The sequence below is a fragment of the Paenibacillus nanensis genome, assembly GCF_003583765.1.
Taxonomy (GTDB): domain Bacteria; phylum Bacillota; class Bacilli; order Paenibacillales; family Paenibacillaceae; genus Pristimantibacillus; species Pristimantibacillus nanensis.
In genome coordinates, this window is sequence record NZ_QXQA01000019.1 from 18,142 (window position 1) to 44,946 (window position 26,805).

Annotated in this window: 18 protein-coding genes; 1 reads left to right on the forward strand and 17 read right to left on the reverse strand. The window is 54.2% G+C overall.

Going from position 1 to position 26,805, the window contains the following annotated elements; genetic code table 11:
- Window positions 1-59: 59 nt before the first annotated feature.
- From D3P08_RS23085 to D3P08_RS23150, 14 genes are all read right to left on the reverse strand, one after another.
- The gene (locus tag D3P08_RS23085) at window positions 60-1,016 is read right to left on the reverse strand and encodes an ABC transporter permease (RefSeq protein WP_119602493.1); all 957 of its coding nucleotides are present in this window, start codon (window positions 1,014-1,016) and stop codon (window positions 60-62) included.
- 1 nt (window position 1,017) lies between these two features.
- Window positions 1,018-2,097: an ABC transporter permease gene (locus D3P08_RS23090; protein WP_119602494.1), complete on the reverse strand. Its 1,080-nt coding sequence runs from the start codon at window positions 2,095-2,097 to the stop codon at window positions 1,018-1,020.
- A gap of 5 nt (window positions 2,098-2,102) precedes the next feature.
- The gene (locus D3P08_RS23095; RefSeq protein ID WP_119602495.1) at window positions 2,103-3,644 is read right to left on the reverse strand and encodes an ABC transporter ATP-binding protein; all 1,542 of its coding nucleotides are present in this window, start codon (window positions 3,642-3,644) and stop codon (window positions 2,103-2,105) included.
- A 132-nt stretch (window positions 3,645-3,776) separates the two neighbouring features.
- Window positions 3,777-4,838: a BMP family lipoprotein gene (locus D3P08_RS23100; protein ID WP_119602496.1), complete on the reverse strand. Its 1,062-nt coding sequence runs from the start codon at window positions 4,836-4,838 to the stop codon at window positions 3,777-3,779.
- 268 nt (window positions 4,839-5,106) lie between these two features.
- A complete protein-coding gene (ftsH, locus tag D3P08_RS23105; protein WP_119602497.1) occupies window positions 5,107-7,119 on the reverse strand; it encodes an ATP-dependent zinc metalloprotease FtsH in 2,013 nt (670 codons plus the stop codon).
- A gap of 99 nt (window positions 7,120-7,218) precedes the next feature.
- Window positions 7,219-7,758, reverse strand: coding sequence for a hypoxanthine phosphoribosyltransferase (gene hpt / locus D3P08_RS23110; RefSeq protein WP_119602498.1), 540 nt, complete (start codon window positions 7,756-7,758; stop codon window positions 7,219-7,221).
- Between the two features lie 51 nt (window positions 7,759-7,809).
- On the reverse strand, window positions 7,810-9,246 hold the full coding sequence (tilS, locus tag D3P08_RS23115; RefSeq protein ID WP_119602499.1) for a tRNA lysidine(34) synthetase TilS: 1,437 nt from the start codon (window positions 9,244-9,246) through the stop codon (window positions 7,810-7,812).
- Window positions 9,247-9,304: 58 nt separating this feature from the next.
- A complete protein-coding gene (locus tag D3P08_RS23120) occupies window positions 9,305-10,225 on the reverse strand; it encodes a serine/threonine protein kinase (RefSeq protein ID WP_119602500.1) in 921 nt (306 codons plus the stop codon).
- Complete coding sequence (locus tag D3P08_RS23125; RefSeq protein ID WP_119602501.1) at window positions 10,209-10,949, reverse strand: vWA domain-containing protein; 741 nt, start codon at window positions 10,947-10,949, stop codon at window positions 10,209-10,211. The genes D3P08_RS23120 and D3P08_RS23125 overlap by 17 nt, the downstream gene beginning before the upstream one ends.
- A 232-nt stretch (window positions 10,950-11,181) precedes the next feature.
- Window positions 11,182-12,261 (reverse strand): glycosyl hydrolase family 18 protein, encoded by a 1,080-nt coding sequence (locus D3P08_RS23130; RefSeq protein ID WP_119602502.1) that lies wholly within the window; start codon window positions 12,259-12,261, stop codon window positions 11,182-11,184.
- 18 nt (window positions 12,262-12,279) lie between these two features.
- Window positions 12,280-13,950 carry a polysaccharide deacetylase family protein gene (locus D3P08_RS23135; RefSeq protein WP_240647717.1) on the reverse strand — a complete coding sequence of 557 codons (1,671 nt, stop codon included), beginning with the start codon at window positions 13,948-13,950 and terminating at the stop codon, window positions 12,280-12,282.
- A 57-nt stretch (window positions 13,951-14,007) separates the two neighbouring features.
- Window positions 14,008-15,840 carry a glycosyltransferase family 2 protein gene (locus D3P08_RS23140; RefSeq protein WP_119602504.1) on the reverse strand — a complete coding sequence of 611 codons (1,833 nt, stop codon included), beginning with the start codon at window positions 15,838-15,840 and terminating at the stop codon, window positions 14,008-14,010.
- Between the two features lie 2 nt (window positions 15,841-15,842).
- On the reverse strand, window positions 15,843-17,156 hold the full coding sequence (locus D3P08_RS23145; RefSeq protein ID WP_119602505.1) for a nucleotide sugar dehydrogenase: 1,314 nt from the start codon (window positions 17,154-17,156) through the stop codon (window positions 15,843-15,845).
- A 42-nt stretch (window positions 17,157-17,198) separates the two neighbouring features.
- Entirely contained in the window at window positions 17,199-18,650 is a 1,452-nt protein-coding gene (locus tag D3P08_RS23150; RefSeq protein ID WP_240647718.1) for a polysaccharide deacetylase family protein, read from the reverse strand.
- Between the two features lie 355 nt (window positions 18,651-19,005).
- Between D3P08_RS23150 and D3P08_RS23155 the strand changes: the two genes are divergently transcribed.
- Window positions 19,006-19,605 (forward strand): DJ-1/PfpI family protein, encoded by a 600-nt coding sequence (locus tag D3P08_RS23155; RefSeq protein ID WP_119602507.1) that lies wholly within the window; start codon window positions 19,006-19,008, stop codon window positions 19,603-19,605.
- A 64-nt stretch (window positions 19,606-19,669) separates the two neighbouring features.
- Here the strand turns inward: D3P08_RS23155 and D3P08_RS23160 are convergent, their stop codons facing one another.
- The 3 genes from D3P08_RS23160 to D3P08_RS23170 form a co-directional block, all read right to left on the reverse strand.
- Entirely contained in the window at window positions 19,670-25,318 is a 5,649-nt protein-coding gene (locus tag D3P08_RS23160; protein WP_119602508.1) for an S-layer homology domain-containing protein, read from the reverse strand.
- 120 nt (window positions 25,319-25,438) lie between these two features.
- Entirely contained in the window at window positions 25,439-26,221 is a 783-nt protein-coding gene (locus D3P08_RS23165) for a hypothetical protein (RefSeq protein ID WP_119602509.1), read from the reverse strand.
- Window positions 26,205-26,729, reverse strand: coding sequence for an RNA polymerase sigma factor (locus D3P08_RS23170; RefSeq protein WP_240647719.1), 525 nt, complete (start codon window positions 26,727-26,729; stop codon window positions 26,205-26,207). Before D3P08_RS23170 ends, D3P08_RS23165 begins: the two co-directional genes overlap by 17 nt.
- Window positions 26,730-26,805: the final 76 nt, after the last annotated feature.

Below are 26,805 nucleotides of genomic sequence, written 5' to 3' on the forward strand. Positions count from 1 at the left end.
GAAGAAGGCAACGGATAAAGCTGCGATGGTTGACTTGAACCGAGCATTAAATTAAACCGCTAACGCTTTGCCGGGTCGTACGGTTCCCCGAGTGCGGAAGGCGCGCGCGATTTGCCGACAGCCGCTACAAGAACGACTAGCGTCAGCACGTATGGCAGCATGTAGAAAAACTCCGTCGGAATCTCCCGCGCCCAATCGAAATTTTGCTGAGCGAAAGTACGGAGCGCTTGGGCGAAACCGAAGAAAAAGGCCGCGCCAGTGAGACCGTAAGGATTCCATTTGCCGAAGATCAGCGCTGCCAGCGCAATAAAGCCTTGGCCGGAAATGGTGTTATGCGCGAAGCTGCTGGTTGTCGTCAGCGTAATCGTCGCGCCGCCAAGACCGGCAAGCGCGCCGCTCAGCATGACGCCGATATAACGATACTTCGCTACGTTAATGCCCACTGTATCGGCGGAGCTAGGGTGCTCGCCTACCGAACGAAGACGCAAACCGAACGGCGTCTTAAACAATACAAACGCGCTTATGATCACGAGTGCGATTACGATATAAGTTGTCGGATAGGCGTGGAAGAAACCCTCTCCAATGACCGGAATATCGGAAAGGAACGGAATCGAAATTTTTGAGAAAACCTCTTGCAATTGAGGCGTTTGAGCCGATCCTTCATATAAGCCGCGGGTAAAATAGATCGCGCCGCCAAGCGCCAAAATGTTGATAACGACGCCTACGACCGTCTGATCCGACTTAAACGTGATCGTTGCCACCGCGTGAAGGAGGGACACCAGAACGCCGCACACTAACGCCGCGAGCAATCCCATCCATGGCGATAAGCCGCCAAGGCCCGCTTGCGCCGCATAATCGGCGCCGACCGCCGCCGCAAACGCTCCGGATACCATGAGACCCTCCAGACCGATGTTCACGACGCCCGATCTCTCCGAGAACATTCCGCCAAGCGCGGCAAAGATCAGCGCGGTCGAGAAGACCAGCGTGACATTTATAAGCTGACCCAATTCTTCCATTCTACGCCGCCTCCTTCCGCTTGTCGGCACGTTTGCTCATGAACGGCTTCAAAATAAACTTAACGATGCCATGTGCCGCTACGAAGAATATAACCGAACCGATAACGATCCGCACGATTTCCGATGGAACGCCAGCGCCGAAGCTCATGCCTCCCGAGCCGTAGCTGAGTCCGCCGAACAAAATAGCGCCCAGCAGTACGCCGATTGGCGTATTGCCTCCCAGCAGAGCAACCGCGATACCGTCAAAGCCGTAGCCCGGCGAAGCCGCCATAATCGTCTGGTTGCCGAATACGCCAAGCACCTCGAACACGCCGCCAAGTCCTGCGAACAGACCGCTGATGAACATCGACTTCACAACGGTTCTATTCACGTTCATCCCCGCATACAAAGCCGCGTCCGGATTGTGGCCGACCGCGCGAAGCTCATACCCTTGCTTCGTTCGCCACAGAATGATGTAGAAGAGTACGACGCAAATCAGCGCCAGCAGCGTTCCCCAATGCATTCTTGCGTTATCGGTCAGCTTAACGAGCCAATCGATGCTCATAAAAGCCGATTCGTGAACCGGCTTCGACTTTTGCTGACCCGGCTCCGACAAGAAGGAAGACACGATATAGTTAGCCAGATACAGGGCTGTCCAGTTCAGCATAATCGAGGAGATCACCTCGTTTACGCCCCGCGCCGCCTTTAAGTAGCCGGCCAAAGCTGCCCATAAACCGCCGAAAACGGCGCCTACGATAATGGCAAGCGGGCCATGGATATACCATGGCAGATCGAACACGACGCCGACGATCGTTGCGCCGGTCATGCCCATAACGAATTGGCCTTCGACACCAATATTGAAGAGCCCCGTCCGGAATGCAAAAGCCACCGCAAGTCCGGTGAAAATCAGCGGCGTTATGGCGCGAACCGTCTCCCCCATATGGTATGGACTGCCGATGACGCGTTCGAACAGCGATTGATAAGCGAGCAGAGGGTCATATCCCCCGGAAAGCATGGCGATCGCGCCGACAATCAGACCGAGCAGGATCGAGACAATCGGCACAAGCAGCGATGTGTTAAAGATTTTTTTGAAAGTTTCCATATCGGCTAGCCCTCTCCTCCCGCTTGTCGTTGTTCGGCATTGCCGGCCATTAACAGTCCAAGCTGTTCGTCGTCGCGATGCTCCGCGTCCACTTCGCCGACCAGCTTGCCTTCGTACATAACGGCAATACGGTCGGATAACGCATAAAGCTCATCCAGCTCGAAGGAGACAAGCAATACCGCTTTGCCTTCGTTTCGCGCGTCGACAAGGCGTTTGTGCACGAATTCGATCGCGCCGATGTCGAGACCGCGAGTCGGCTGTACCGCAATGATCAAATCGGGGTCTTTGTTAATTTCCCGCGCAATGATCGCCTTCTGCTGGTTACCGCCGGACAGCCCTCTTGCATGGGTATGAATACCGGAAGCGCGAACGTCGAATTCCTTGACCAGCCTGTTTGCCAGCTCATCCATCGCCTTATAATCGATAAAGCCGGATTTCCCGTACTCCGGTTTAAAATACGTGTTCAAAATCATATTTTCGCTAAGAGAAAAGTCCAGCACCAGTCCATGCTTATGACGGTCCTCCGGAATATGGCCGACCCCGGCGGTCGAAATATTCCGCGGCGACTCGTTCGTAATATCGCGGCCGTTCAAGGTCACTTTACCGCCTTGTACTTTACGCATGCCCGTAATGGCATAGATCAGCTCGCTCTGTCCGTTCCCGTCTACTCCGGCAATGCCGAAAATTTCACCAGCCCGCACATGAAAGCTAGTGCCGTCCAGCGCCATTTTGCTTTGCTCGCCTTTCATACGCAGGTTATCGACGGACAAAACGACCTCTCCCGCTTGCTGCTTCGTCTTCTCCACCTTAAAGTTAACATCCCGGCCGACCATCAGCTCAGCCAGCTGGCGCTCGTTCGTTTCGCTCGTTTTGACCGTGCGGATGACTTTGCCGCGGCGGATAACCGTAACCGAATTGGAGATCGCCATCACTTCTCTAAGCTTATGCGTAATGATAATAATCGATTTGCCCTCAGCCGCTAAGTTTCGAATAATCTCGATCAGTTCATCGATTTCTTGAACCGTTAGCACCGCTGTCGGCTCGTCAAATATTAGAATCTCTGCGCCGCGGTATAACGTTTTCAAAATTTCAACCCGCTGCTGCATGCCTACCGTTATATCTTGAATCCGCATTTGCGGATCTACTTTCAGTCCATAACGCTCCGAGATCTCTTTTACCTTCTGATTCGCGAGCTTATAATCAATAGTCATGCCTTTTTTAGGTTCATTGCCAAGCACAATGTTTTCCGCAACCGTGAACGGCTGCACGAGCTTAAAATGCTGATGCACCATGCCGATGCCCAGCTCAATCGCTTTTGACGCGCCGTCAATTACCGTCTGTTTGCCGTTAATCCAAATTTCGCCCTCGTCCGGCTGATACAGACCGAACAAAATATTCATGAGTGTAGATTTGCCAGCGCCGTTCTCGCCGAGCAGAGCATGAATCTCGCCCTTCTTCAGCTCGAAGTTGATGGAATCGTTGGCCACCAGCCCTGGAAAACGCTTCGTAATACCCTTTAGCTGTACGACCGCCCCGCTCTGATCCATGCCTTCATCATCTCCCGGGATCAACTTTGTTGGTTACTTGTCCGAACATGAAACAGGACAAGACCGGCTCATGCCGGTCTTGCCTCTGTGACCCTTGCTGCCTTGCTTTATCGTGATTCCAATCCAACCATCTTATTCAGTCGGTACTGTAATTTCACCGTTGATGATTTTTTGCTTATACTCATCAACCTTCGCCAGCACGTCAGCCGGAACGTTCTTCGTGGACGTCTCAGGCAGACCTACCGCATTGTCCTTCAGACCCAGCACGGTTACTGTACCGCCAGGGAACTGTCCAGCGATCAGATCTTTGGAAACCTTCGTTACAGCCGCGTCTACACCCTTCATCATCGAAGTCAATGTAACTTCGTCGCCGAACTCCAGGGATTGGTCTTTGTCAACGCCGATAACCCATACGTTCTCACCGTTTTTCTTACGCTCGATCGCTTCGTTGAACACGCCGTTGCCTGTGCCGCCGGAAGCGTGGAAGATGATGTCTACGCCGGCATTGTACATCGTAGCCGCAATGCTCTTGCCGAGGTCAGGCTTACCGAAATCGCCCGCGTAATTAATCGATACGGTAGCGTCTGGATTCACAGCCTTCACGCCTGCTTCGAAGCCCTTCTCGAACCTTGTAATAACCGGAATTTCCATACCGCCTACAAAGCCGATTTTATTGGATTTCGTCATAAGACCTGCAACAACGCCAACCAGGTAGGAGCCTTCGTGTTCAGCGAATGTTACGGAAGCAACGTTAGGCGCATCTACCACTGCGTCAATAACAGCCAGCTTGGAATCTGGGTTCTCCTTCGCAACCTTAGCCATTGCGTCTTCGAACAGCATGCCGATACCCCAAGTCAGGTTATAGCCTTCTTTAACGAAGCTGTTCAGGTTCGGCTCCATGTCGGCCTCGCCTTTACTTTCGAGGAACTTGGTTTCAGCGCCTGTCTCGTCCTTCAGACGGTCCAGCGCTTCCCATGCGCTTTGGTTAAACGATTTGTCGTTAACGCCGCCAACGTCGGTAACCATGCCGATTTTGAAGCCTTCGCCGCTTCCGTCGGATTTAACCTCTTCGCCGGCGCCTTGATTCGTGTTAGCAGAACCGCCGTTGTTGGTGTTCTTGTCTTGTCCGCAAGCGGACAGAACAAGCGTAACCGCAACGATCAGCATGAGCATAAAGCTAAAAGACTTTTTCATGCTTCTTTACTCCCCTTCTTCTAATGAATTATGGTGTAGCATCGAAAAGCGTGAACAGCCTTACTCCTACAGTATTGCTGTTCCTAGCTGCTATTATTTCATTATAGTTACAAAATAGTTACAAAAAAATTTCCGTCAATGAAATTATGTGAGTTTCCATTACATTAATATGCCAATGCTGTGTCACGTTTATGTGATAAAGAACTTGTCCAACAAACACACGAAACGTCCCGCCGCTCCAAACGGAGCAGCGGGACGGTGGAATTCATTACGTCTTGTCTGGATCTTCGGGTTCTTGACCTGCGTTATCCTTCGGAGCTGTCGCGTTGCGAGCATCCTCCTCGTCGCGAGGTTGAATCCGAACCTTCACATCGCCAATCTCATCGATAATCGGCTCAGCCGTTGATTCCGCTGAAGATGAGCCTTCGCCTTCCGGCGTGCCGCCTTCTCCGGTCAACGTGCCTCCCTCGATCAGGTTCTTGATCTGCTCGAGCTCCAGCGTCTCTTCTTTCAGAAGCGTCTGGGCGATCAGATGCATCTCCCTGCTCTTCTCCGTCAGGAGCTTCTTCGCTCTGTCGTAGCAAGCATTAATAATCGACTGCATTTCTTGGTCGATCTCGTACGCGATGGCGTCAGAGTAATTCGGCTCGTGGCCCAGGTCGCGGCCAAGGAAGACTTGGCCTTGCGAGTTGCCGAACTGCATCGGTCCGAGCCTGTCGCTCATCCCGTACTCCATAATCATGCTGCGCACGATGCCTGTCGCTTGCTTAAAGTCGCTGTAAGCGCCCGTGCCGATCTCGCCGATGTAAATTTCTTCGGCTACGCGTCCGGCAAGGAGACCTGTTACTTTATCCAACAGCTCTTGCTTCGTTACGAGCATCCGGTCTTCCTTCGGAAGCATGATCACGTATCCGCCTGCGCGGCCGCGAGGAATGATCGTTACTTTATGCACTTGGTCGGCATGCTCCAAGAAGTAGCCTGCGATCGTGTGTCCAGCCTCATGATACGCGACGATTTTCTTCTCGCGATCGCTGATCACGCGGCTCTTCTTCTCGGTGCCTACGATGACGCGGTCAATCGCGTCGTCGATGTCCACCATATTGATCTCTTTCTTGTTACGGCGGGCCGCAAGGAGCGCCGCTTCGTTGAGCAAGTTCTCGAGATCCGCGCCGCTGAAGCCTGTCGTGCGTCTTGCGATGACGTCCAGCTTCACTTCGGAAGTAAGCGGCTTGTTGCGCGCATGCACCTTCAGTACCGCTTCACGGCCCTTCACGTCCGGACGGTCAACCGTAATCTGACGGTCGAAGCGGCCAGGACGGAGGAGCGCCGGGTCGAGAATGTCCGCGCGGTTGGTTGCCGCGATAATAATAATGCCCTCGTTCGAGCCGAAGCCGTCCATCTCAACCAGCATCTGGTTGAGCGTCTGCTCGCGCTCGTCGTGACCGCCGCCAAGTCCGGCGCCGCGCTGGCGGCCGACCGCGTCGATCTCGTCGATAAAGATAATACAAGGCGCGTTCTTCTTCGCGTTCTCGAACAAGTCGCGCACGCGGGATGCGCCGACGCCGACGAACATCTCGACGAAGTCGGAGCCTGAGATGCTGAAGAACGGAACGCCGGCTTCGCCTGCTACTGCGCGGGCCAAGAGCGTTTTACCGGTACCCGGAGGACCGACTAGCAATACGCCCTTCGGAATACGCGCGCCGACAAGGTTGAACTTGCGAGGATCCTTCAGGAAGTCGACGACCTCCACGAGCTCCTGCTTCTCTTCGTCCGCCCCCGCAACGTCCTCGAAGGTAACCTTCTTCTTCTCTTCGTTGTAGAGACGAGCGCGGCTCTTGCCGAAGTTCATCACTTTGCCGCCGCCGCCCTGCGCCTGATTCATTAGGAAGAAGAACAGCACGATGAGCAGCACGAACGGAATAATCGACGTCAGGAATGTGACCCAGAAGCTCGGGGTGTCCATCGGCTTAACCGTATAGTCGAAGCCGTATTGCTTCTCCCAATCTTCCAGCTGCCCGCCGGCATTGATGCTGATGCGAGATGTGAACGTATCACTCTCTGCTCCTGCCGGCTTTTCTTTATATTTACCCGTAATGTAATACGTTTGATCATCATACTTCGCTGTGATTTCCGCTACATTCCCAGACTCGACGATCTCGCGAAACTGATCGTATCTAAGAGGCTTGGCGGAGTCCCCTTGTCCGCTAATATATTGGAAAACGCCAACGGTAACCAAAAAGATGATTAAATAAAAACCAGTATTTCGGATGATCCGATTCATCCCCTACCTCCTCTCAGACGCTTTAAACATTTTACCATAGCATGACTTTCCATCACAATAGAGGCTAAAGGAGGGTGGACATGTACGGCTCTGGCGTCATTACTTCTCGTAAACCTGCGGCTTCAAAATACCGATATAAGGAAGATTGCGGTATTTCTCCGCATAGTCCAAACCATAGCCGACGACGAACTCGTCGGGCAGAGTAAAGCCTTTATAATGCGGCTGCAGATCGACCGTGCGGCGAGCCGGCTTGTCGAACAGCGTAACGACTGTCACCGACTTCGTGCCGCGATGCTCCAGCACGTCAATCAAATAACTCAGGGTAAGACCGCTGTCGATAATATCCTCGACAATAAGTACATCTCGTCCTTCGACCGACACGTCCAAATCTTTGATGATCTTGACGACGCCGGAGGATTTGGTGGACGCTCCGTAGCTCGAAACCGCCATAAAATCGATCTCAAGCGGCACGGTAATGGCTTTTACCAAATCGGACATAAAAATAAACGCGCCTTTGAGGACGCAAATAACGAGCGGATTGCGCCCCTCGAAGTCGACGCTAAGCTGCGCGCCTAGCTCCTTCACCTTTGCACCAATCTGCTCTTCGCTGTATAAAACTTCTTTAATGTCGTTCTGCAAAGTAAAAATCCTCCCACGCTATACCTATGTTTATGTGTAAACCGTTGTTACTTATTCGTTATGCGCCGTTACGCGAAGCACTCTCCTGCTGCCCCCGCCGGTCAGCGCATGCGAGGAACGGCGCAGCCCCGGAATCCAGAGCAGCCTGCCTGCCGCGTCGCATAGCAGCGGATACGATTCCCGAATGGAGGGAGGTATCTTCTCGTCAACGAACATATCTTGCACTTTTTTCGAGCCATTTAATCCTAAAATTTGAATCCGGTCTCCCGGCAGCCGATTTCGCACATGCAAAGGGAATTGCAGCTCGTCGGCATCGAAATACGCTTCCATTCGCGAATTCGGCCTGCCGCGCGCGCCTTCATCCTCGAGCCATTCCAGCTCGAAGCGCCAGCCGCTCGGCTCAACAGCGATCCGCTTCGTTCCCGCTTCCACAACATAATCGTATCCGTGGCCGGATGATTGCTCCGCAAGAACCGGACTGGAAGCACCCTTCACCCAGCGCAGCACATCGTATTCGCGCACGAAGCGCACGCCGCCTCCGGCATCCATCCGCCAAGTGGCGGGAGCATCCTCGGAAGCCGCAAGCCGCATCGTCTCGATGCCGCTAAAGCCTAAGTTTTCCGTTTCCTCCGAAAGATAACTTAATATTAGTTTAATCAATCTCCTTTGTAAAGCGACGTGGAGGTCCCTCAGCTCCCGGCAGCCGATGGCGTATTCCCCGTCCTTCCGGATGACAAATCGGCCGAACAGCTCTGACGTTTGCCGTTCCATATAGTCGTCCTCCGCGCCCGCGACTTCGGCCAGTCTTTGCAAAGACTGTGAAAGCTGCGGGTTGTACTGCGACAAATAAGGAAGGACGTCGAGGCGTATCGTATTACGGAAGTAGTACCGCTCAAGGTTGCTGCTGTCCGTACAATAAGGTATCGCGTGTTCTTCGCAGTAGCGAAGAAGGTCCGATTTGTTCATACGAAGCAGGGGCCGAATAAGTTCCACATTTTTTTCGCGGCGGATGCTGCCCATACCCGAAAGCCCGGTTAGCCCTGATCCGCGCAGGAGCCTCATCAGCACCGTCTCCGCCTGATCGCCGGCATGATGCGCCAAAGCGATCTTCGCTGCCCCGTATCGCTCCGCTATTTCATGGAGGAAAGCATATCTTCGCTCCCGCGCCGCAGCCTGAAGATTCAATCGGTTCTCTTCTATATATGTAGGGAGATCGAGCGTAACGGTCTCGCACGGCACCTCGAGACTTGCGGCATAGGCCTTCACCGTCTCCAGCTCGCGGGCGGATTCCTCGCCGCGGAAGCCGTGGTTCACATGAGCCGCTGTCAGCTTCAGCGACTGCTCTTGCGACAGCGCGCGCAGCATATGCAGCAGCGCCATCGAATCCGGACCGCCGGATACGGCTATGACGATGGCGTCTCCTGGCCGCCATAGCCCCCGAGCCGCAGCTTCCTTCGCAAGCTCCACCTGGAGCGGATCTCTGCTCATTCGTGATGCCTCCTTCTTCTTTCCTCGCCATATCGCCATATCGCCCTATAGATAGACGCTATAGGAACAAGTCAAGCAGCAGCCAGCCCATCGACGCCGCAAGCAGCAGTCCGGACGTGGCGGCAAGTCCCTTCAGCCATCCCGGCATCCCGGGGCTATTCCTGGTCACGCGCCGATGCATGAGCGCACGCCATGCTTCCGCCCCCTCCGCCGCATCCGCGAACTCGCCCATAAGCGCTCTCTTCAACCAGCCGGACACGGGCTTCAGCCCCGGACAATTGTCGGCAATCTCCATGAGCTCGGACGTCGAGCGGTTCTGCGGCAGAAGCTCCTTCGTCAGCGCGTGCAGCCTTTTGGGCTCGTGAAGCTGAATGCATAGGACGGCAAAGGAGAACAGATCATAGCCGGGATCCGCGCTTCGCGATCCCCCGTTCCAGTAGCCCCGGTCATAAATCTCCGTGAACTGCCGAACGCTCTTGCCCTTAGCCGTTACCCCGCCGTAGTCGACGAGCTCGACGTGGCCGTAATCCGCCACCATAACGTTCTCCACCTTAAGGTCGCCGAACACCCAGCCTGCCTTGTGCAGCTTAGCCAGCTTGCCGAGCAGATTCAAAGCAACGAGCGGAAACCATTCCGGCCCTTGCTGCTTGAGATAACTCGCGAGCGTCGTGCCGCGCACATAGCGCATGATATAGAAGGGATATTCGCGGCCATCCGGCCCATACAAATCGTCCACATCATAAAGGAACGTCTCTAAGCTTCTCTGCTTGTCAAGCGACTTCAGCACATTAATCTCCGATTGCAGATCGACCGTGTCGGCTCCGATCTTCATGGCCAGCCAGTCCCGATCCCGCTGCACGAGATAGACCTTCCCGTTAGCGCCTTCGCCGAGCAGCCTTTCGATCCGGTATCGGCCCATTCTCCATTTCCCGACTACGACGCTGCCGCGGCGCAGTTCGAGCTTAAACGACGTAGTCACCCATCATCCCATCCGTTTCATTCCTTGCTCGCCGGCTGTAATCGCTCATATCGTTCTGGCCCTGGCGGTAATAATCGACAACCTGCATAATCGCAGGACCGGTCGGCGTCGTTCCGGCCATCTGCAGCTTCGGGAAGATGGACTGCACGCCGTTCAAATGGCTTGTCCACGCGAGGTCCATGACGCAATCATCCCCATGCCTCGAGCCGGGGAAATGGAATACCGAAATCTCGCTTTTGCCCTGTCTTGCCTGGAGGCTCAGCATCAGATCGCGGATCGCTTCCTCCACTGCGGCCAGCTTCGGCTTCATGCTGGCGCTGGCGTCGATAAGCAGCGCAACCTTGAGGCCGGACGTCTCGCCGAGCTCATCAATCACGCGCACGACCTCGCCCCGCTTCTCCGGCGGCAGCGCTTCGATCGAGCCATTGCCGAGCACTTGCTTCAGTTCCTTTTGCACCGCAAGCTGGATCGTCTGCACGACCGTCTTCCGCGTCATCATCTGCACCGTCTGCGACAGCTGCCGCATATTCACCATACGGCTGAGACCGCCGCCCGCGCGCGCAATTTCCTCAATCTCCGATGCCCCGAGCTCGCCTACATCGCCCTGGTCCAGCACGCCGACCACATTCACATTAATGCCTTCCGACTTGGCATGCGCCGCAGCCACTACCGGACTAAGCCCTACATTGGAGCAGCCGTCCGTAATCAGCAATATTTGCTTCATAATCGTTATCCCTCCGAGAAAGCTTGATGAAATGCCTTTCTATCAGCTTTTCCCTTTTGAAGAGAGATAAACGCTATATTCTAGTATTTCATCATTATAGCATAGCCCCGTGTGCCCCTCATCTAGCCTGGGAATGCCAAGATCCGCTGTTTCATCATTTTGAGTCCAATAAAAAAGGGATCTCCTTCATTCACCTTCGGACGAAGATAGATCCCTTTCTCTTAGATGAATACTAGAACTGCCGGCTCAAATAGTCCAACGAAGATTCCGAAATTCCTCCGAGCCGCCATATGGCCACCCGATGAACGCCTCTCTGCTTAGCCCCTTCGATCCATAGACGAAGCGTCTCCTGATCGGCGTACCATACCGTATGCTTATCCCCCTGTTCGTCCGTATAGGCGAAATACAACGCTCCGCTCTTCCTGTCGCGTTCCGGCTGCACACCCGCCGATTCCGCGAGCTTGGCGGCGGCAATTTCCGTCACAGCCGATGCGGCTCCTTCGGCGTTCCAGTCAAATCCGCCCGCGGCGAATGCCATTACAGGATCGCCAGGGATATGATCCATCTTGGCCGCCAGCTTTCCAATCATGGCCAAATCCGCTTTCGGCCCCGGACCGCTGTGCGTGCCGTACAAATTGTAGGCCATGATCACGTACTGGGGGCCTTCAGGAAGAAGATGCTGGGTGACCGGGGCGCCCGGCTCCACTAAGACGCGCAGCTTAAGCCCTTCCGCCGACAGGCTTTGATGCATTTCATTGTAAAGAGCGATGACATGCGGCCAATCCGCATCCGCAATGCGCTCGTAGTCGAGCTCCACCCCGTCGAATCCGTACTCCTTCGCCAAAGCCACGACTTCTTCGGCATGGTCTCTGCGGCTTTCGACCGTCGCGGCCAAATTGGAAACCAAGCCGGTATCCTTCTGCAGGGAGTTGCCGTTACCCAATAAGATATCATTCACAACGGTCAAATAACGTTCGCCGCCATTCTCCTCTAAAGCCGCTTCGTCTGCAGCATCAATGAGCCGATTGAAGCCTTCTCTTAACGTAATTTGGCGCTGCTCATCGTAATAAGCTCCGAACAGCTGCAGACTTTCAAGGGAAGCGGCTACGGCAGCCAAATCAGCCGCGCCGGCTTCCGCGTCCCAATCGACTATCCACGCGGACAACGCCGTCTCGGCTGAAGCCGCCGATTCCTGCTCAGCACCTCCCGCCATGCCGCGAAGCTCGTCGCCGTACCGCCACACCGCCGCGCCCAGAACCGCGACCGCCGCAAGCGCAAGCAGCATCCGGTTCCGCCATTTTCGTCTTTTCATTGCTTCGATCCTTTCCTGTTAAAACGTCTCAATCGCCCAATCCACCGCTCCATGATAAGCTTGAGCGATCGTTCGTCCTGCTTTTTGCAGGCCGGTAAGACGATTGCTGAACAGCTGCTTGCCTTCCCCATCCCGTTCGCTTGCAGCAGCCTCTCTAACTTCGATGCGGCGGAACACCGCGTCATAGATCGTGTCCCTTTGGTCGTATTCATTCCACCTGACCTCGCGCCAATCCGCTTCCGCCCCTAGGGCTATCGCTCCCGGACCGATCCGCTCGTCTATCGCAAACTCCTCCATTACCGCCTTGTCGTCCAACATAACGGACAGCTTGCCTTTATCCAGAACAGCATGAAGCTCCGCCCGGTTCCGTCCGTCTGCCGCCGCCTCGAATGGCAGCGACGCCAGTCTTTCCGGCTCATCGCCCGGAGCTTTCTGCTCAACGATAAACTCGCCTTTCCGCAGCACCATCCGCACATAGGAAGCGCCGTTCTCGTCATAGCGTAAATAAACGCTTTGCTCGCCGCTGAAATGACCGTTAGGTTCCAATTCGATTTCGAGGTTGTCCCAATGATCGCTGCCGCGAAGCGTCAACAGCCCTGACCCGCCGGGCGGCGAAGTAAGGGCGATCCGGTCCTCCTCGAATTCTGCCGCGCCGCGAGCCAGCTCCCACTTCGCCGCCCGCTCCTTGTCGCCGGTTTCGAACGGCAGCTGTTCCCCCGTATCATGCCTAAGCTGCATCAGAAGATGATTCGTTTCCCAGTACGCGGCCGGCTGCACTCTCGATAGATCAAAAGGACTGCTCTCCGCCGTATTCAGCGCGTCGCCCTCCCGGTTAAAGTGTAGCTGGAACATTTCCCGGATCTTCTTGTCATTTGCGGCTTCGACCAAAGGATTCATCCCGTTATATAACGTATTGGCATGCATGATCATATAAGTGCGGGGGACGTAGCCGAAGGCCTTGGTATATATGCTTTCCATCAACTCGTAATCGCCCGAGATACGCGCTTCCATCCCGCTGCGGTCCTCGACCGGAACACCGTTCGCGTCCCGGATAAAATCCATTAAATAATGCGTATAATATTGCGCCGTCCGCTGTTCCGGAAACTCGTTATGGTTGCGGACGCCGAGATAATCTCCCTTCTCGTCCACAATATTGATATAGGTTAGCCTGTAGCCGTTGCTGCCCAGCTCCCAGAAGCCTTTCCGCGTCATTTTCAGCAAATCCTTAGGCTGCAAAAATTTCCCTTCCTTGCTCCCCATCTTGTTCGCATAGGTCATCATTGTCGCTTTGAAGTTGTATGCTTCCAGCATGGGCTCCACGAACAAAGCGGAATCGTTGCGGCCATCCTCGAATGTCAGAAACAGCGCCTTCTCCGGAAGCGGTTTGCCCTCGTTATAAAAAGCGAGCACATCCTCCTGCGATATCGTCACATAGCCCCGATGATACAAGGCTCTAAGTTGCTCCTTCAGCTTGCTGCTGGCAATCAGTTCGCTCGTTCCTTTGCGTCCTACGCCAAAATAAGATACGGCAACAAAGCCGTCCCGGTTCGTCCACTCCGAGCGGTCCGGCTCTTCGTAGTCGTGGATGGCTAGTAACGCACTTGTCAGCAATACCGCCAAAATTGCCAATATGACGGTCTGCAAAACCGTCTTGACGATTTTGCGCCGGTCTTTACGCCGAACGTTCAACGCCTTGCTCCGTTGTCCCTTAAACACCGCTTTTCAACCCTTCACTCATTCATTCTGTCAGAACGGCAGCCCGAACCGTTTGCGCGCCTTGCGCTTCCTTGCCTCGTTGCGCTCTCTTGCCTCAATATCCTGCGGCGTCTCCCGGGTTCCCCATGTCGATTTCCAGAACGTTACCCAGGCAACGGGCATTTGCCACAGCAGCACCAGCTCGTAGAACAAGCAGAAGACGATGCCGAATACCCACAGCCGGCTCTTCCGGAAGAACAAGTGGGCGAAGCTCATTAATAAGGCCATTAACAGCAAGCCCATCAAAAACGTACCCGGGAATACGCCATGAGCAAGAGGGACGTAAATCAAGTTATAGAGAACGATAACGGGTGCCGCAATCGGCACGATTAAGCCGATATAAAAGAATAACGCCATAAACGGCTCCTTCTTCCATATGAAAGAACCGGCTATCAATGACTCGCGCAGCCATGAACGCTTCCACCGCATTTGCTGCTTGAGAAACACTTTCATCCTTGACGGAACGATGGTCGAGCAGACGGCGGTATCCTGATAGCCCGTCCGATGCGTGCGAAGAACGAAATTCGTCATCGCCCGGTCGTCTCCGAAGGTAGCCGGCCTGCCGAAAAACTTCTGGTTCAGCCAAGCATCCGCATGCTTCAGCACCAATTCCTTCCGATAGCACGACAAAGGACCGGATAAACAGGTTACGCTGTCGAAATAGGACTCCGCCGCTTTCATGATGCGGAACGCGATATAATAGCGGACCGTCTGCAGCTTCGTGATCCCGTTCGTAAATTTGTTCTCGACATCCGTACGTCCCGCGACACCGCCCATTTTCGGATCCTGGAACGGCTGAACGAGGTGCCGGATCGCCGTAGGCTCCAGAAAGCTGTCGGAGTCCACAAATACGACCAAATCATGCTTGGCGAGCCTCACTCCCTGTACAAGCGCTTCCCGTTTCCCCCCATTTTGAGGCATCACGACAAGACGAAGCCGCTCCTTCGTCGCAAACCGTTCCGCCTCATTATAAATACGGGCGATAACTTCCTCCATGCGGGCGACGGAACCGTCCGTCGAACGGTCGTCCACGACGATAACCTCCAGCTTATCGACCGGATAATCCTGATTGATGCAGCTTTGGATCGTCCGGTGAATCCATTCCTCTTCATTAAAACAAGGAATAATGACGGAAACGCCTGGCGTATATTCGGGATTAACCGGAACGTCGCGATGAAGCGCTCCGAATAAATACCGGGATAACAGAAAAGCCGCCGCGATCAGACTATACAGATACAGAACAAAGTTATATTTAAAATAAATAACGCTTTCCGCGCGCATCAGCACGACGATCAAAGAAGCCGCAAACAACATGCTGCTCGCCGTATAAACGGAATAGCCCCATCTTTTGCGTTTAAAATAGCTGGGCAGCGGACGCGTGAATTCGAACGCCGCCATCGTCCGGCCGTCTTCGCTTGTGAAGCTTCGGACAAGCTTGGCATCCAGCTTGACAAACGATTCAAACCCTTCCGGCATTGCGCCAGGGGGGATATCAAAGCTTAACCGGTAGACCTCCCCCGTGTTCCATTCGCCGCAGTCAGGCGGGATCTCCACCAGAATGCCTGTAGCGGATACATCCGAGGCCGTTACCGTCCACTTCGTTTTGCGGTTTCCGCGGGATGCGGGAGACAGCTCGACATCGAAGCTTGCGACATAGCGAATGCTGTATTCGCCGCTTCTGCGGTCGTCCTGAGAGCGGATATTCTCCGGATCGGGTACTTTAGAGAGCGTACGCCTGTCCGGCTTCGGTATCGCCATAATTTCTTTTTTCGATTCATTACGTTTTGCCTTGAACGGCCAAATACTGCCGATAATTCGCCTCATCACTATAAGCTCCAATAATCATATCCATGATTCCTGAACGTTTCTTTATCGAACACGCCTTTTATATCCATGACCGATTTGACCGCGCCTGGAATAAACATTTGGTCGAAATCGCTCGGTCCCAGCTTGGCGAAACAATGATGGGGGACCGTCACCGCAACTAACGACAGGTTCCGAAGCTCATGCGGTTCCGCCAGCGCAATGGCATATTCCTTGGCAACCTCTTCAGGGTCGGCCACGGGATCGCATACGACCGTTCGCACGCCATACTCGTCCAGCTCTTTAATCATATCGATGACTTTCGTATTGCGGATATCCGGACTATCCTCTTTGTAGGAAAGACCGAGAATACCTACAGCGGCGCTGGACAAATCCTGCTTATGGCGCATCAGCTTCTTCACGATCTGCTGCGCCACATATTTGCCCATTCCATCGTTAATATGCCGTCCGGCCAAAATAATTTTGGAATAATAGCCCGAATCCTCAGCCTTGTAAGTCAAATAATAAGGATCGATGCCGATGCAGTGGCCTCCAACAAGTCCCGGAGAAAACTTCAGAAAATTCCATTTTGTTCCTGCCGCGGCAAGCACCGATTTCGTTTCGATGTCCATCTGATGAAACAGCATCGAAAGCTCGTTCATAAAGGCGATATTAATATCGCGCTGCGCATTCTCAATCACTTTGGCGGCTTCCGCCACTTTGATGCTCTCGGCCCGGTATACGCCCGCTTCGATAATCAGCTCGTACACCTTCGCGATTATGTCCAGCGCCTCGTCGTCCATGCCCGATACGATCTTGACGATGTTCTCAAGACGGTGCGTCTTGTCGCCGGGATTGATGCGCTCTGGAGAATAACCGATCTTGAAATCCGTTCCGCATTTCAAGCCCGACTCTTGCTCGAGAATCGGCAAGCAAATTTCCTCCGTTACACCGGGATAAACGGTGGATTCATAAACGACAACGGCGCCTTTGCGGAGCCTCCGCCCGACCATCCGGCTCGCGCTGCGCACATGCTCAAGGTCCGGAACGTTGCCGCTGCCGATTGGGGTAGGCACGGCCACGATGAAAAAGGAAGCTTCGCCAAGCAAGCTTTCGTCATTCGTAAATTGAACCGAGCAATTGCGCAGACGCTCATGGCCCAGATCCCCCGTCAAATCGACGCCCTTCTTGTAGCTTTCGACTTTGCTTGCGCTGACGTCGAAACCGATGACTTCAGCTTTCTCCGACAGCGCCACGGCAACCGGAAGCCCGACATATCCTAATCCGATCACTGCAATTTTATCCTGACGGTTCACAATCCGATCAAATATATCCATTTTTCGTTCCTCCAGCTTCTTATGTCTGTCTGGGTTGTCCATTTACTTCATCAATTCCGACATGATCACGAAGGTATAGCCCTTAGCGCTCAATTTCTCAATAATCGTCGGCAAAGCCTCGACGGTGTGAATGTCATCCAGCATGTGCAGCAAAATGACACTGCCGCCTTTCGTTTGCTCCAGCACTCCCCGAGTCAGCGTATCGGCATCGTTACCGGCCTCCCAATCCAATACCGTTACGTCATACATCGCGATATCGCGGTAACCGGTGGCCGCTATAACGCGAGCCGTATTATCGTCAATAGCGCCGGTTGGCGGACGAAACAGCATCGCAGGCTGCTGCTGGATCGCTTCCGTAATCACTTGATGCGCTTTAACGACTTCCTCTTGCAGACTCTCCGGTGAAAGCGTTGTTGCGACAGGATGGCTGTAGGTGTGGTTCGCAATTTCATGTCCTTCCTCCAGAATGGCTCTCGCTAGACTCGGATTGTGCTCCGCTCCGTTCGCGCGCAGAAAGAACGTCGCTTTAATCTCGTATTGGTCCAAGATGTCCAATATTTTCGTTACCGTATAGTCGGTACCCCAATCGTCGAATGTCAGAGAAATCTCTTTGCCGGGAGTCAAATCCCTATAAAACAACTCGTAATCGGCATTCGCATCATCCAGATTTTTAACGGCGGCATCGTATCCTTCTATTTGCTCCAGCGGTTTTTTCTCCAGAGCAGCCTCCATCAGATTATCGATCCTGACCCATTCGTAGCCCACTTCGCTTACGGCGTCATTAAGAATCGGAAGCATCTCTATCGCCCGATTGTTTTTTTCCAAGTCTATCGAAATAATCGTTCCCCGTTTTATTTGAAGTCTAAGAAACTTTTGATCCTGCAGCTCTTTCTCCAGATGAACGTCGTTTAAAGTAACGCTTTGACCGATCACCGCTTTGAGGCCGCTGTGGGAGGCGGCAAGCATCAAATCATCCGGGACCTTATAAAAAGCGGAGCGAACATATTGAATTTCCGTTCCCAGCTTATCCTCCATGACGGAGGCTCCAAGATCGACTTCCTTGAAGATGTCCGAGTAGGACATCCCTCCAAGATTGCTTCGGCTCAACGTATTGCTTTCCACTTCGTGTCCCCGGTCGAGTATCTCCTTCGCAACGTCAGGCTCCTCCGCAACCCGAAGGCCCGGCAGAAAAAAGGTTGCCGTCATGTGCAGCCTCTCCAGCTCATCTAGCAGCAGCAGCATGCTTTCCCGGTCCGACATGCCATTAAAGGTCAGCGACAGCTTTCGCTCGGCGGTATAGACAGACGAAATAAACGAACTCGGTTCGCCCTCGTAACGTTCCGTATTCGTATAATCGGGGGCTGCTTCAGCAACGTTTTCCCATTGCTCCGTATTTTCCGCTGAGCTTCGCTTGCCGGAACAGCCGACAGCCGACAGAAGCATTGAGCCTATAAGAACCCAAATGGGCAATCGAAATAACAACTTTTTGTCCAACTTCATTCTCCCTGCCTTGAAAACGTCATAAAGATGATACTGCCGCGAACGCAGTACGTCATCTGATGCTTGAGCACTGCTTCCATTTCGACAGCATCCTGCATTTCTTACATGCGGCGAGCCGATTTTTGCTTCATCTTGTCGATAAGCCATTCTTGAACAATCATCAAAATACCATGTTGATCTCTACAAAAACTGAACATATAGGTATTTTTTAACAAAGAAGTTCAAAATCGTAGCGCAAGCTGGAGATCATCTAGGAACAATGGCCTTATGACCGCGGATTGATTTACAAGTTTTGGGGGTAATGAGATAGTGATAGCGGATACCCTAAAATGAACAGAGGAGTGAGCGTATGCCAAACAAAGTATTGATCGTCACCGGAGACGGAGCGGAAGTGCTGGAGGTCTATTATCCGTATTACCGCCTGCTGGAGGAGGGCTATGATGCCGTCATTGCTTCTCCGACCAAAAAGGTGCTGAACACCGTCGTCCATGATTTCGTGGAAGGCTGGGAGACGTATACGGAAAAGCCCGCTCATCAGCTGCCATCGCATATCGCCTTCGCCGATGTCAATCCCGCGGACTATATCGGACTTGTCATTCCGGGCGGCCGCGCTCCCGAATATATACGCACGAATGCGGAGCTTCCGCGAATCGTTCGGCATTTCCTCGAGGAAGACAAGCCGGTGGGCGCGATCTGCCACGGCGCGCAGGTATTCCTATCGCTGGAAGACACCAGCTACTTCGAAGGCCGTACCATGGCATGCTACAATGCTGTCCGGCCTGATATCGAACGGCTCGGCGCCATCTACGCGCCGGAGATGCTGCACACCGACCGCAAGCTCGTCAGCGGCCACGCCTGGCCGGATCTGCCCGGCTTCATGCGCGAGTTCCTGAAGCTCGTGCGTCAGGAAGAGGCGAGCCGCGCGGCGGACGGAACGCTGGCTGTATAAGCCTTTAGCATAGGAAAGGGGACTATTCAGGGCAGCAAATGCCCTCGAATAGTCCCCTTCGTTATTACGGCTGGACCGTCAGCCAGATCATCTTCGCAATTTCAGCGCGTGTAACCTCCGCTTGCGGATCGAAGCGGTTGCTGCCTTTGCCGCCGACAAGGCCAAGCTCGTAAGCATCCTCAATTGCACCGCGCGCCCAATCGGACGCCTCGGCGATATCGGAGAAAGACTTATCGGAAGCGGCAGTCCTGCCATTGTCACCGCTCAAATAATCGTACAGTCTCATCAGAATGACGGCCGCTTCTTCCCTGGAGATCGTCTTCTCCGGACGGAAGCTGTCGTCCTCATAGCCGGACACAAGACCAAGCTCATACGCCTTCTGAACGTAGGCCGCATAATACTGATCCGCCTCTACGTCCGTGAACGCGGAGGATTCCGCCTTCAGCTCAAGGAAGCCAAGCGCCTTCACGGCAATGACGGCGAAGTCGGCGCGGGTAACGCTGCGGTCCGGAACAAATCTCGCCGCGTCGATTCCCGTTACCGCATGCTTGGCCGCAAGCTTCTCGACGAAAGCGGAAGCCCAATGGCCGGCCATATCGGTGAACGACTTGCGGTATTCCATAACCGCGAAGCTGGAGAAATGATTCGTCTCGAACGTAACCGTCTCGCCTTCGAACACGCCGCCCATATAGCGGGCGTTCTTGCCGTCCAGATAATAGACGCCAGCGTAATCTGGGTCCAGACGATCCCTTTCTTCGTACGTCAGCGTTACAGTAACGCGAACCATGCCGCCGAATTGATGAATCGAATCCGCCGTTCCGTCGCCTTTGGCGACTAGCAGCTCAAGGCTATATCCGATGCCCGTCGACTGCAGCGCAGCATCGCTATTCTCTGCCGCTGTCAGCTCCGATTCCTTCAGTTCCGTTCCGAGCGCCAGCGTAACCTTCGTTCCGCTGCCTGCCGCTTCGGCAGGAATCGCGTCCGCGGGGTACTCAATCGTTACCGCCGGCGTTACAATCTTCATGCCTTTCCCGTTCTTAAGAAGCGCAGACCACGCTTCTCCCGGCAGCTGCAGCTCAATCTTGTCCGCCGAACCCGGTTTACCATTCAGTTTGAACTCGATAAACGCTTTAGCCCCGGCGTTTTGAATGGCCGCTTCCACTGCGCCCGCGCTTGCTTCATAACGCGAGCCATCCTTCGGCTCTAGGCTGACAACGCCATTATCTGCAGCCGGCGCTTGGCCGCCTGTCTGCGGAGGCGGGGTAAAGCCGCCGCTCTCCCGAGGACCGGTATAGAAACGCCATACGTCTGAGCGCCCGACGCCTTCATGCTCGTCCTCCGCAATCGCGTACCACCCGTAACTCGAGCTGCCCGCAAGCCCGGACCATACCGCCGAAGCGGTTGCTCCGCTCTCCACGGATTGCGTTTCGCCAATCTGCTTGTCCGTGTAGATCTGTACTCCGAAGTAGTCGGTCGCCACTCGCTTCGTCTCGGCATCCAAGTCCAGGTCGAGCGAGAACTCGTCCTTGCTCGGATATTCAGCCGGGTCGTAATAGTTGTAGTCGTTCAGCGTCGGCGAATAGGTTTTAATATGCAGCTTGTCATTCGCCATATCGAATTGCATCAGCCTGATGTAGCCGAGGCCGCCGTCTTCAGCGCCTTGGTAGTCGGCCAGCATCTGGTAAACCTTACGATCCGCGACGCCGTCGCCGTCATCGTCGATTTCGTCGGTCTTCAGCTCCGCATCGTGATAGTGGCCCGATAGTGTTGCGAACACGTTTTTGTTCGGCAGCACGACCTGCTCGTATACTTTGTCCGCGATCGGGGCGCGGTTGCCGGATACCAGCAAATATTCATGGAGCGCGATAATCGCTTTACGATTCGGATGCTCCTTCACGACTTGGTTCATCCACTCGATCTCTTCGTCCGCCAGTCCCCAGCCCATGTAGACGATAATAAAATCGTTGCCGCCCGCCGACACCAGGTCGTAGTGGCCCATGTTGTTTTTGTAGGATCCGCCGAACGTAGGCTGGTTCACGAACCGCTCCTCGCCGAACCACTTCCAGTAGTTGTCGTAAGATCCTTGCTGATGATCGACGTCATGGTTGCCGGCGAGCACACCGTACGGAATGCCGGCCTCGTCCAGCACCTTCATGTTCGCATCGGCTTCGATCCATTGGTACTCCTTGTCGGATTCGTCGACGATATCGCCGGTATGAATGACGTATTTGATTTTATGCGAGTCGAGATTGTTTTTAATCCAATTCACATTGTCGCGGAAATATTTGTGCCATTCCGCCGTTTCCGAATAGTACTGCGTATCCGACATCCAAACGAAGGAGAAGTCGTACGGGTCGTTCGATACCGCTACCTCGTCCTGTACCATCAGATTAATGGTATGGTTTTCTTTCCGGTAATCGCCCGCCGCCACTTCCGCGCCAAGCTCAAAATCCTCGCTGCCTGCCACAATCGTATCAAGCCGATCCCATTTCGATGCGGCCGGACTCCAGGCGTACAAGCTTACCTGGCGGCCTTCAAGCGACTTGCCCTGCCATTTGATCGCGACACGGTCCGTATTTTTTACGGACGGATCCAGCGTAATTTCAAACCGCTGATACGGGAACTGCTCGACGGCGTCGTCGGTCAAATATTGTCCGTCGTCCGAACGAATCGCGTCCAAATCGGATGCCGTAAATGCCGTCTCTCCGCCCGGCGCTTCCTGCTTCGGAGGCTCCGTATCGGATGCGCCGCGATAGGCCTTAAATCCAGACGACGAACTGGCGTCGAAGCTGAAGCCGCGGAAGAACGACACGCGCATCGGATCGTTCAGCGGATCCTGCGCTTTCACTTTCAGCGTCGCGCTGTCTCCAATGCGGGAAGCGCCGTCCGCAGGCGATACAAGCTCAGGCTTCGCCGGGTTCTCGTCCGGCACTTGGAACGTCACCGTCGAAGTCGCGGCATTGCCTACTTTATCGGTTGCCTTAACGACCAGCGTATGGCTGCCTGCCGACAGCTTCGCCGAAGACGTCTCGAGCGGCAGCGCGATCGCCTCGCCGTCCAGCGTCGCTTCAACCGTACCGATGCCCGCAACCGCATCGGACACCGCCGCGTCAATCGTGAACGGACCGCGGTAGGTTTCACCCTCTTCGACTGCCGGCGCTATAACCGGAGCGGTATTGTCCACCTTTACGTTCCGCGTCAGAGTACCGTACGTATCATGAGTAACCGAAATTTCATGCTGGCCGTCTTCCGCGTTCCGGGTATCCCATGCATAGGCTTTGGAAGCCAGCATGGCCGGTGTCAGCGTAAAGGTAAAGTCGATGAATTCGTTACGTCCCGCGCTGTCGCCCATTTTGAGCGACGTCAACGGACTCGCGTACTTCGGATCGTACAGCTCCGTGCCATCCGCGAGCACCAACCGGACATTCCGAATTTCGAAATCGTCCTTATTCTCCTCCGGCCGGTCATCGAACGGACCGGATTTCGATCCGGCATAGACCGAGATGACATTGCCGCCCTCCAGCAGACGGTCCGCCGGAATGGGAATGGACAGCGTCGACCAGCTGTCGATCGGATCGAGGAACGTGTGCAAAATTTCTCCGTCCGCCACAACCGCATTTTTGAAGTAATAGTTCACGCCCTGCGTCTCGAAGGCAAAATAAGCGCCGCTCTCCACAGCGGAATAAGCGCCTTCGGCGACTTCGGTGCCGTCAATGGACAAGCTCAGCTCGTTCCAAGGCACGTCCTTCCCTGTGCCGCGCAAAATTTTGGTGCCGGCAAGCACTTCATTTTCCGCGATATTGAGCCGAAGATCCGTCTGCTCTTGGCCTCCCGTAATCGCAATGCGCTTCGGCTCTGTCTCCACAACGTTCGTCCCGTCGGAGACCTCAAAATAGTATTCGATATACTGCCGCCCGATGAGCTGCGGACTGAAAATCGTCTGACGATAGAGGGAATCGTTGTAGCTCTCCGTCAAATACCTTTTGGTATACTCGGCATCCCGATCATCCTTGTAATACAGCAGAACCGTCTTCACCTGACGGTCATCCGCCGCATCCGCCACAATATCGAAATTGCCGGATTGATCCGTCTGCGTCACCGGCGTAAGATCCGTTATCTCCGGATTTGTCGTATCCGCCGTTACCGTCACCGGTACAGCCGGAACTTGTCCCGCCGCAACCGAACCAGGCGTAGCCGCCTCGAGTCCAGCGCTGTATTTGATCATAGTCGATGTGCCGTCCGCCGGATACTTATAAAAAATACCTTTGTCCGCCTTCGTCTCTTCGTCATTGTCGTAATAAGCCGCCGATATCTCGATGCCGCTGTTCGTCGCGATCACCATACCGCGCTTCCCGCCGTTGGCCATGCCGTCGCTGAACATGCGGAACAGGTTGGTGTCTTCAACAAGCGCGGTTTTGTAATTCGCGTTGAATTGCTCCGCGGTAGCCGACTGGTTCAGGGAGTTGATCACCCAAAATACGACCGTTCCCTTGGACGGTACGATGATATCCTCGCGCGAAGTCGGCCAAATGACGTCTGCCGACGGTCCGGAGTCCGTGTACCGGTAGCGGATCCGGTAGTCCTTCAAGTTCAAAGGCTGATCCGTATTGTTGTACACCTCGACAAATTCATAGCCGTCCGCCGAGCCGATATTCGTTGAATCCGGCACGATCTCCGTTATAAGGAGCGGCGGCGCGGCCTGCGGGTCAAAGCTCAGATCGATGGCCGCGGTTTGCGGTTCGGACGTCACGGCGTCCCACGCATCCATTGCCTCTATATAATAGTAGATCTCCTCTTCGACAAGCGCCGCTCTTGGGATCAGGCCTTTGTAGCGATCGCTTCCTTCTTCTTTCACCAGGGTCGCAGATGCATAGACCGTTTGCGATTTGGTACGGTAATACACCTTGGCTTCCGGGAAAGCTGTTCCGTCCGCATCGGTAATAACGGCCGACACTTCGATGCCCGTTTCCGTCTCCGAATGCGTAATCGCCCCAATAACCGGCGGAGCATTCTCTCCCGGTTCCGGCGACGCGACCGGCGTATCCGGCACTTGGCCCGCTTCTGTGGCGCCAGGCGTTGCAGGGAGCGTACCCGGATTGTCCAGCATGCGCATGGCAATGCTGCCGTCAGTTGGGTACGCGTAGAAAATCCCTTTGTCCGCTACGGTCTGCGCGTCATTCTGGTACGATGCGATTACGATTTCGTTACCCAGCCGGTCTTTAATGACAAGGTCGCGCGGCGAACCGTTCGCCATGCCGCCGGTTTCTTGCAAGCGGAATAGGTTCACGCCTTGCGTCAATGACGTTCCAAAGTTTGCGTTAAATGTATTGGCCGTCTCCGATTTGTTGGCCGCGTTCGTCACCCACAGCACGATGGAGCCGCCAACCGGGATCAGAATGCTGCCTGTCTCTTCGGTCAGCCAATCCACGTCCCCGGACGGACCTTGATCCGGGTAGCGGTAAGAAAGCTTATAATGAGAGAAATCGAGCGCCTTATCCGTATTGTTGTACACCTCAATAAACTCATAAGCATCACTTCCCCCCACGTTTGCCGTATCCGGCACAAGCTCCGTTATGAGGAGAGGCGGAACCTGCGCGCCTGCTGCTGCTCCTTCATCGGCATGGCCCGTCTGCGGCAAAGCCCCGAACAATAACGAGGCTGCCGTGACTGCAGACAGCCATCGCTTCCACTGCTTGCGTTGTATACCACTCACTTCTTATTCACGCTCCCTATTGAAGTAACTATTATGACTTCAACAGGATAAGTGATAGAGTTCAGCCGAGTGTTAAGGGGAGTTTGAGATATTGTAAAGCTTTTGTATAAATCTGGATGGCTATTCCGGCTTCAGCACCTCGAATTGCTCCAGCGTCTGCGTAAATCTTGCGCCATGACCCTCGGCCGCCTCTAGGAAGTAACGGCTGGTCAAAATAAAGCTGCCCTGCTGCTCGTTGCTGGTCACGTAAACGGTGATCACTTTGCTCAAACGGTCGCTGCCGTCAATCGCATGGATGCTGTAGCCGTTCACAGGCGACGTCACTTGCTCGATCTCGCGGACTTCGGCATATTCCTTGGCAAGCTGCTCTGCTATCTCCTGCGCGAGCTCCTCCGGTTTTTTGCTTAGGTTCTGTTCAATCGTCAGCGAGACCTGCGGATACGGCTCCGGCAGGGGATCAATCGTCGTAATGACGTCTTTGCCATCTTCCTGTACCAGCTTGTAGCGTTCCTTATCGTAATAAATCGCGTAGCGGCTTGCTTCATCGACATGCACCTGACCTTGCGTCTGTTCCTTCTGGCCTTCCACTTCAATCTCGATTTCCTTCTCCGGCGCGAACCAGTTCTGAATGCTCTTCATCATCGCCGTGCCCGGCGGCAGTGTAAGAAATACGGCGACGGCAATCGCAGCTGCGGCGACGCCTGTCCATATTTTTATTGCTTTCATTCGTGATGTCCTCCCCTTGTTGTTCATTCTAGGTTTCTCCCAAGCCTGTGTCCCTATTGTGTCTTGTGTCCGAGGCGAGCCTTCCAGCTGCAATTCAATTTGCGACCAAATCTCGTCCTTCAGCTTGTCATCATATCGGCTCTCTTCGCGCAGACGGTTTTTAAGCTTTTGTTCCATACGGCTCCCCTCCTAAGCTGTTTTTCATTTTTTCGCGTCCGGTGTGGAGACGTGACTTCAGCGTGTTCACGTTCAGCTCCAGCATATCGGCGATTTCTTTCTCGCTGTAGTCGTGCAAATATTTTAAAATGAGCGGTATTCGGTACATGTCGTTTAAGGATTGCAGCGCGTCATAAATGTCGACGGCATCATCAGGCAGATTGGGCTCGACGCCGATCTTCTCGAGCTGTTCCCCGAACGGGATCACCTTCTTCTCCCGCTCCATCACCCGGTAGCACTCCCTCAGCAGGATGCAGTAGAACCACGGCTTGAACGGCTTGCCGCTATCGTATTGCCAGATGTTCCGATAGACCCGGAGGAACGTTTCCTGCACCGCGTCCTTCGCCCATTCCGCTTGTTTCGTCACAAGAATGGCCGTGCGCATGGCGTAATCGAAATAGTCGTCGTACAGCTGGCGGAACGCTTCCCGGTCTCCTTGCACGATCCGGCTGATCGTCTCTCGCTCCACTTTCATCACCTCTTTTTGCTGTTCTATAGGTATTACCCGGCGAAATGGCGAAAAGTTTGCTCGGTTTTTAAAATAG

Bases quoted from the DNA above. Each gene is read 5' to 3' on its own strand.
- tilS (WP_119602499.1), bottom strand. From the start codon at position 9,246: ATGAGCAGAGATCCGCTCCAGGTGGAGCTTGCGAAGGAAGCTGCGGCT.
- D3P08_RS23155 (WP_119602507.1), top strand. From the start codon at position 19,006: ATGCCAAACAAAGTATTGATCGTCACCGGAGACGGAGCGGAAGTGCTG.
- D3P08_RS23090 (WP_119602494.1), bottom strand. From the start codon at position 2,097: ATGGAAACTTTCAAAAAAATCTTTAACACATCGCTGCTTGTGCCGATT.
- D3P08_RS23140 (WP_119602504.1), bottom strand. From the start codon at position 15,840: ATGAGGCGAATTATCGGCAGTATTTGGCCGTTCAAGGCAAAACGTAAT.
- ftsH (WP_119602497.1), bottom strand. From the start codon at position 7,119: ATGAATCGGATCATCCGAAATACTGGTTTTTATTTAATCATCTTTTTG.
- D3P08_RS23165 (WP_119602509.1), bottom strand. From the start codon at position 26,221: ATGGAACAAAAGCTTAAAAACCGTCTGCGCGAAGAGAGCCGATATGAT.
- D3P08_RS23125 (WP_119602501.1), bottom strand. From the start codon at position 10,949: ATGAAGCAAATATTGCTGATTACGGACGGCTGCTCCAATGTAGGGCTT.
- D3P08_RS23085 (WP_119602493.1), bottom strand. From the start codon at position 1,016: ATGGAAGAATTGGGTCAGCTTATAAATGTCACGCTGGTCTTCTCGACC.
- D3P08_RS23095 (WP_119602495.1), bottom strand. From the start codon at position 3,644: ATGGATCAGAGCGGGGCGGTCGTACAGCTAAAGGGTATTACGAAGCGT.
- D3P08_RS23130 (WP_119602502.1), bottom strand. From the start codon at position 12,261: ATGAAAAGACGAAAATGGCGGAACCGGATGCTGCTTGCGCTTGCGGCG.
- D3P08_RS23145 (WP_119602505.1), bottom strand. From the start codon at position 17,156: ATGGATATATTTGATCGGATTGTGAACCGTCAGGATAAAATTGCAGTG.
- D3P08_RS23100 (WP_119602496.1), bottom strand. From the start codon at position 4,838: ATGAAAAAGTCTTTTAGCTTTATGCTCATGCTGATCGTTGCGGTTACG.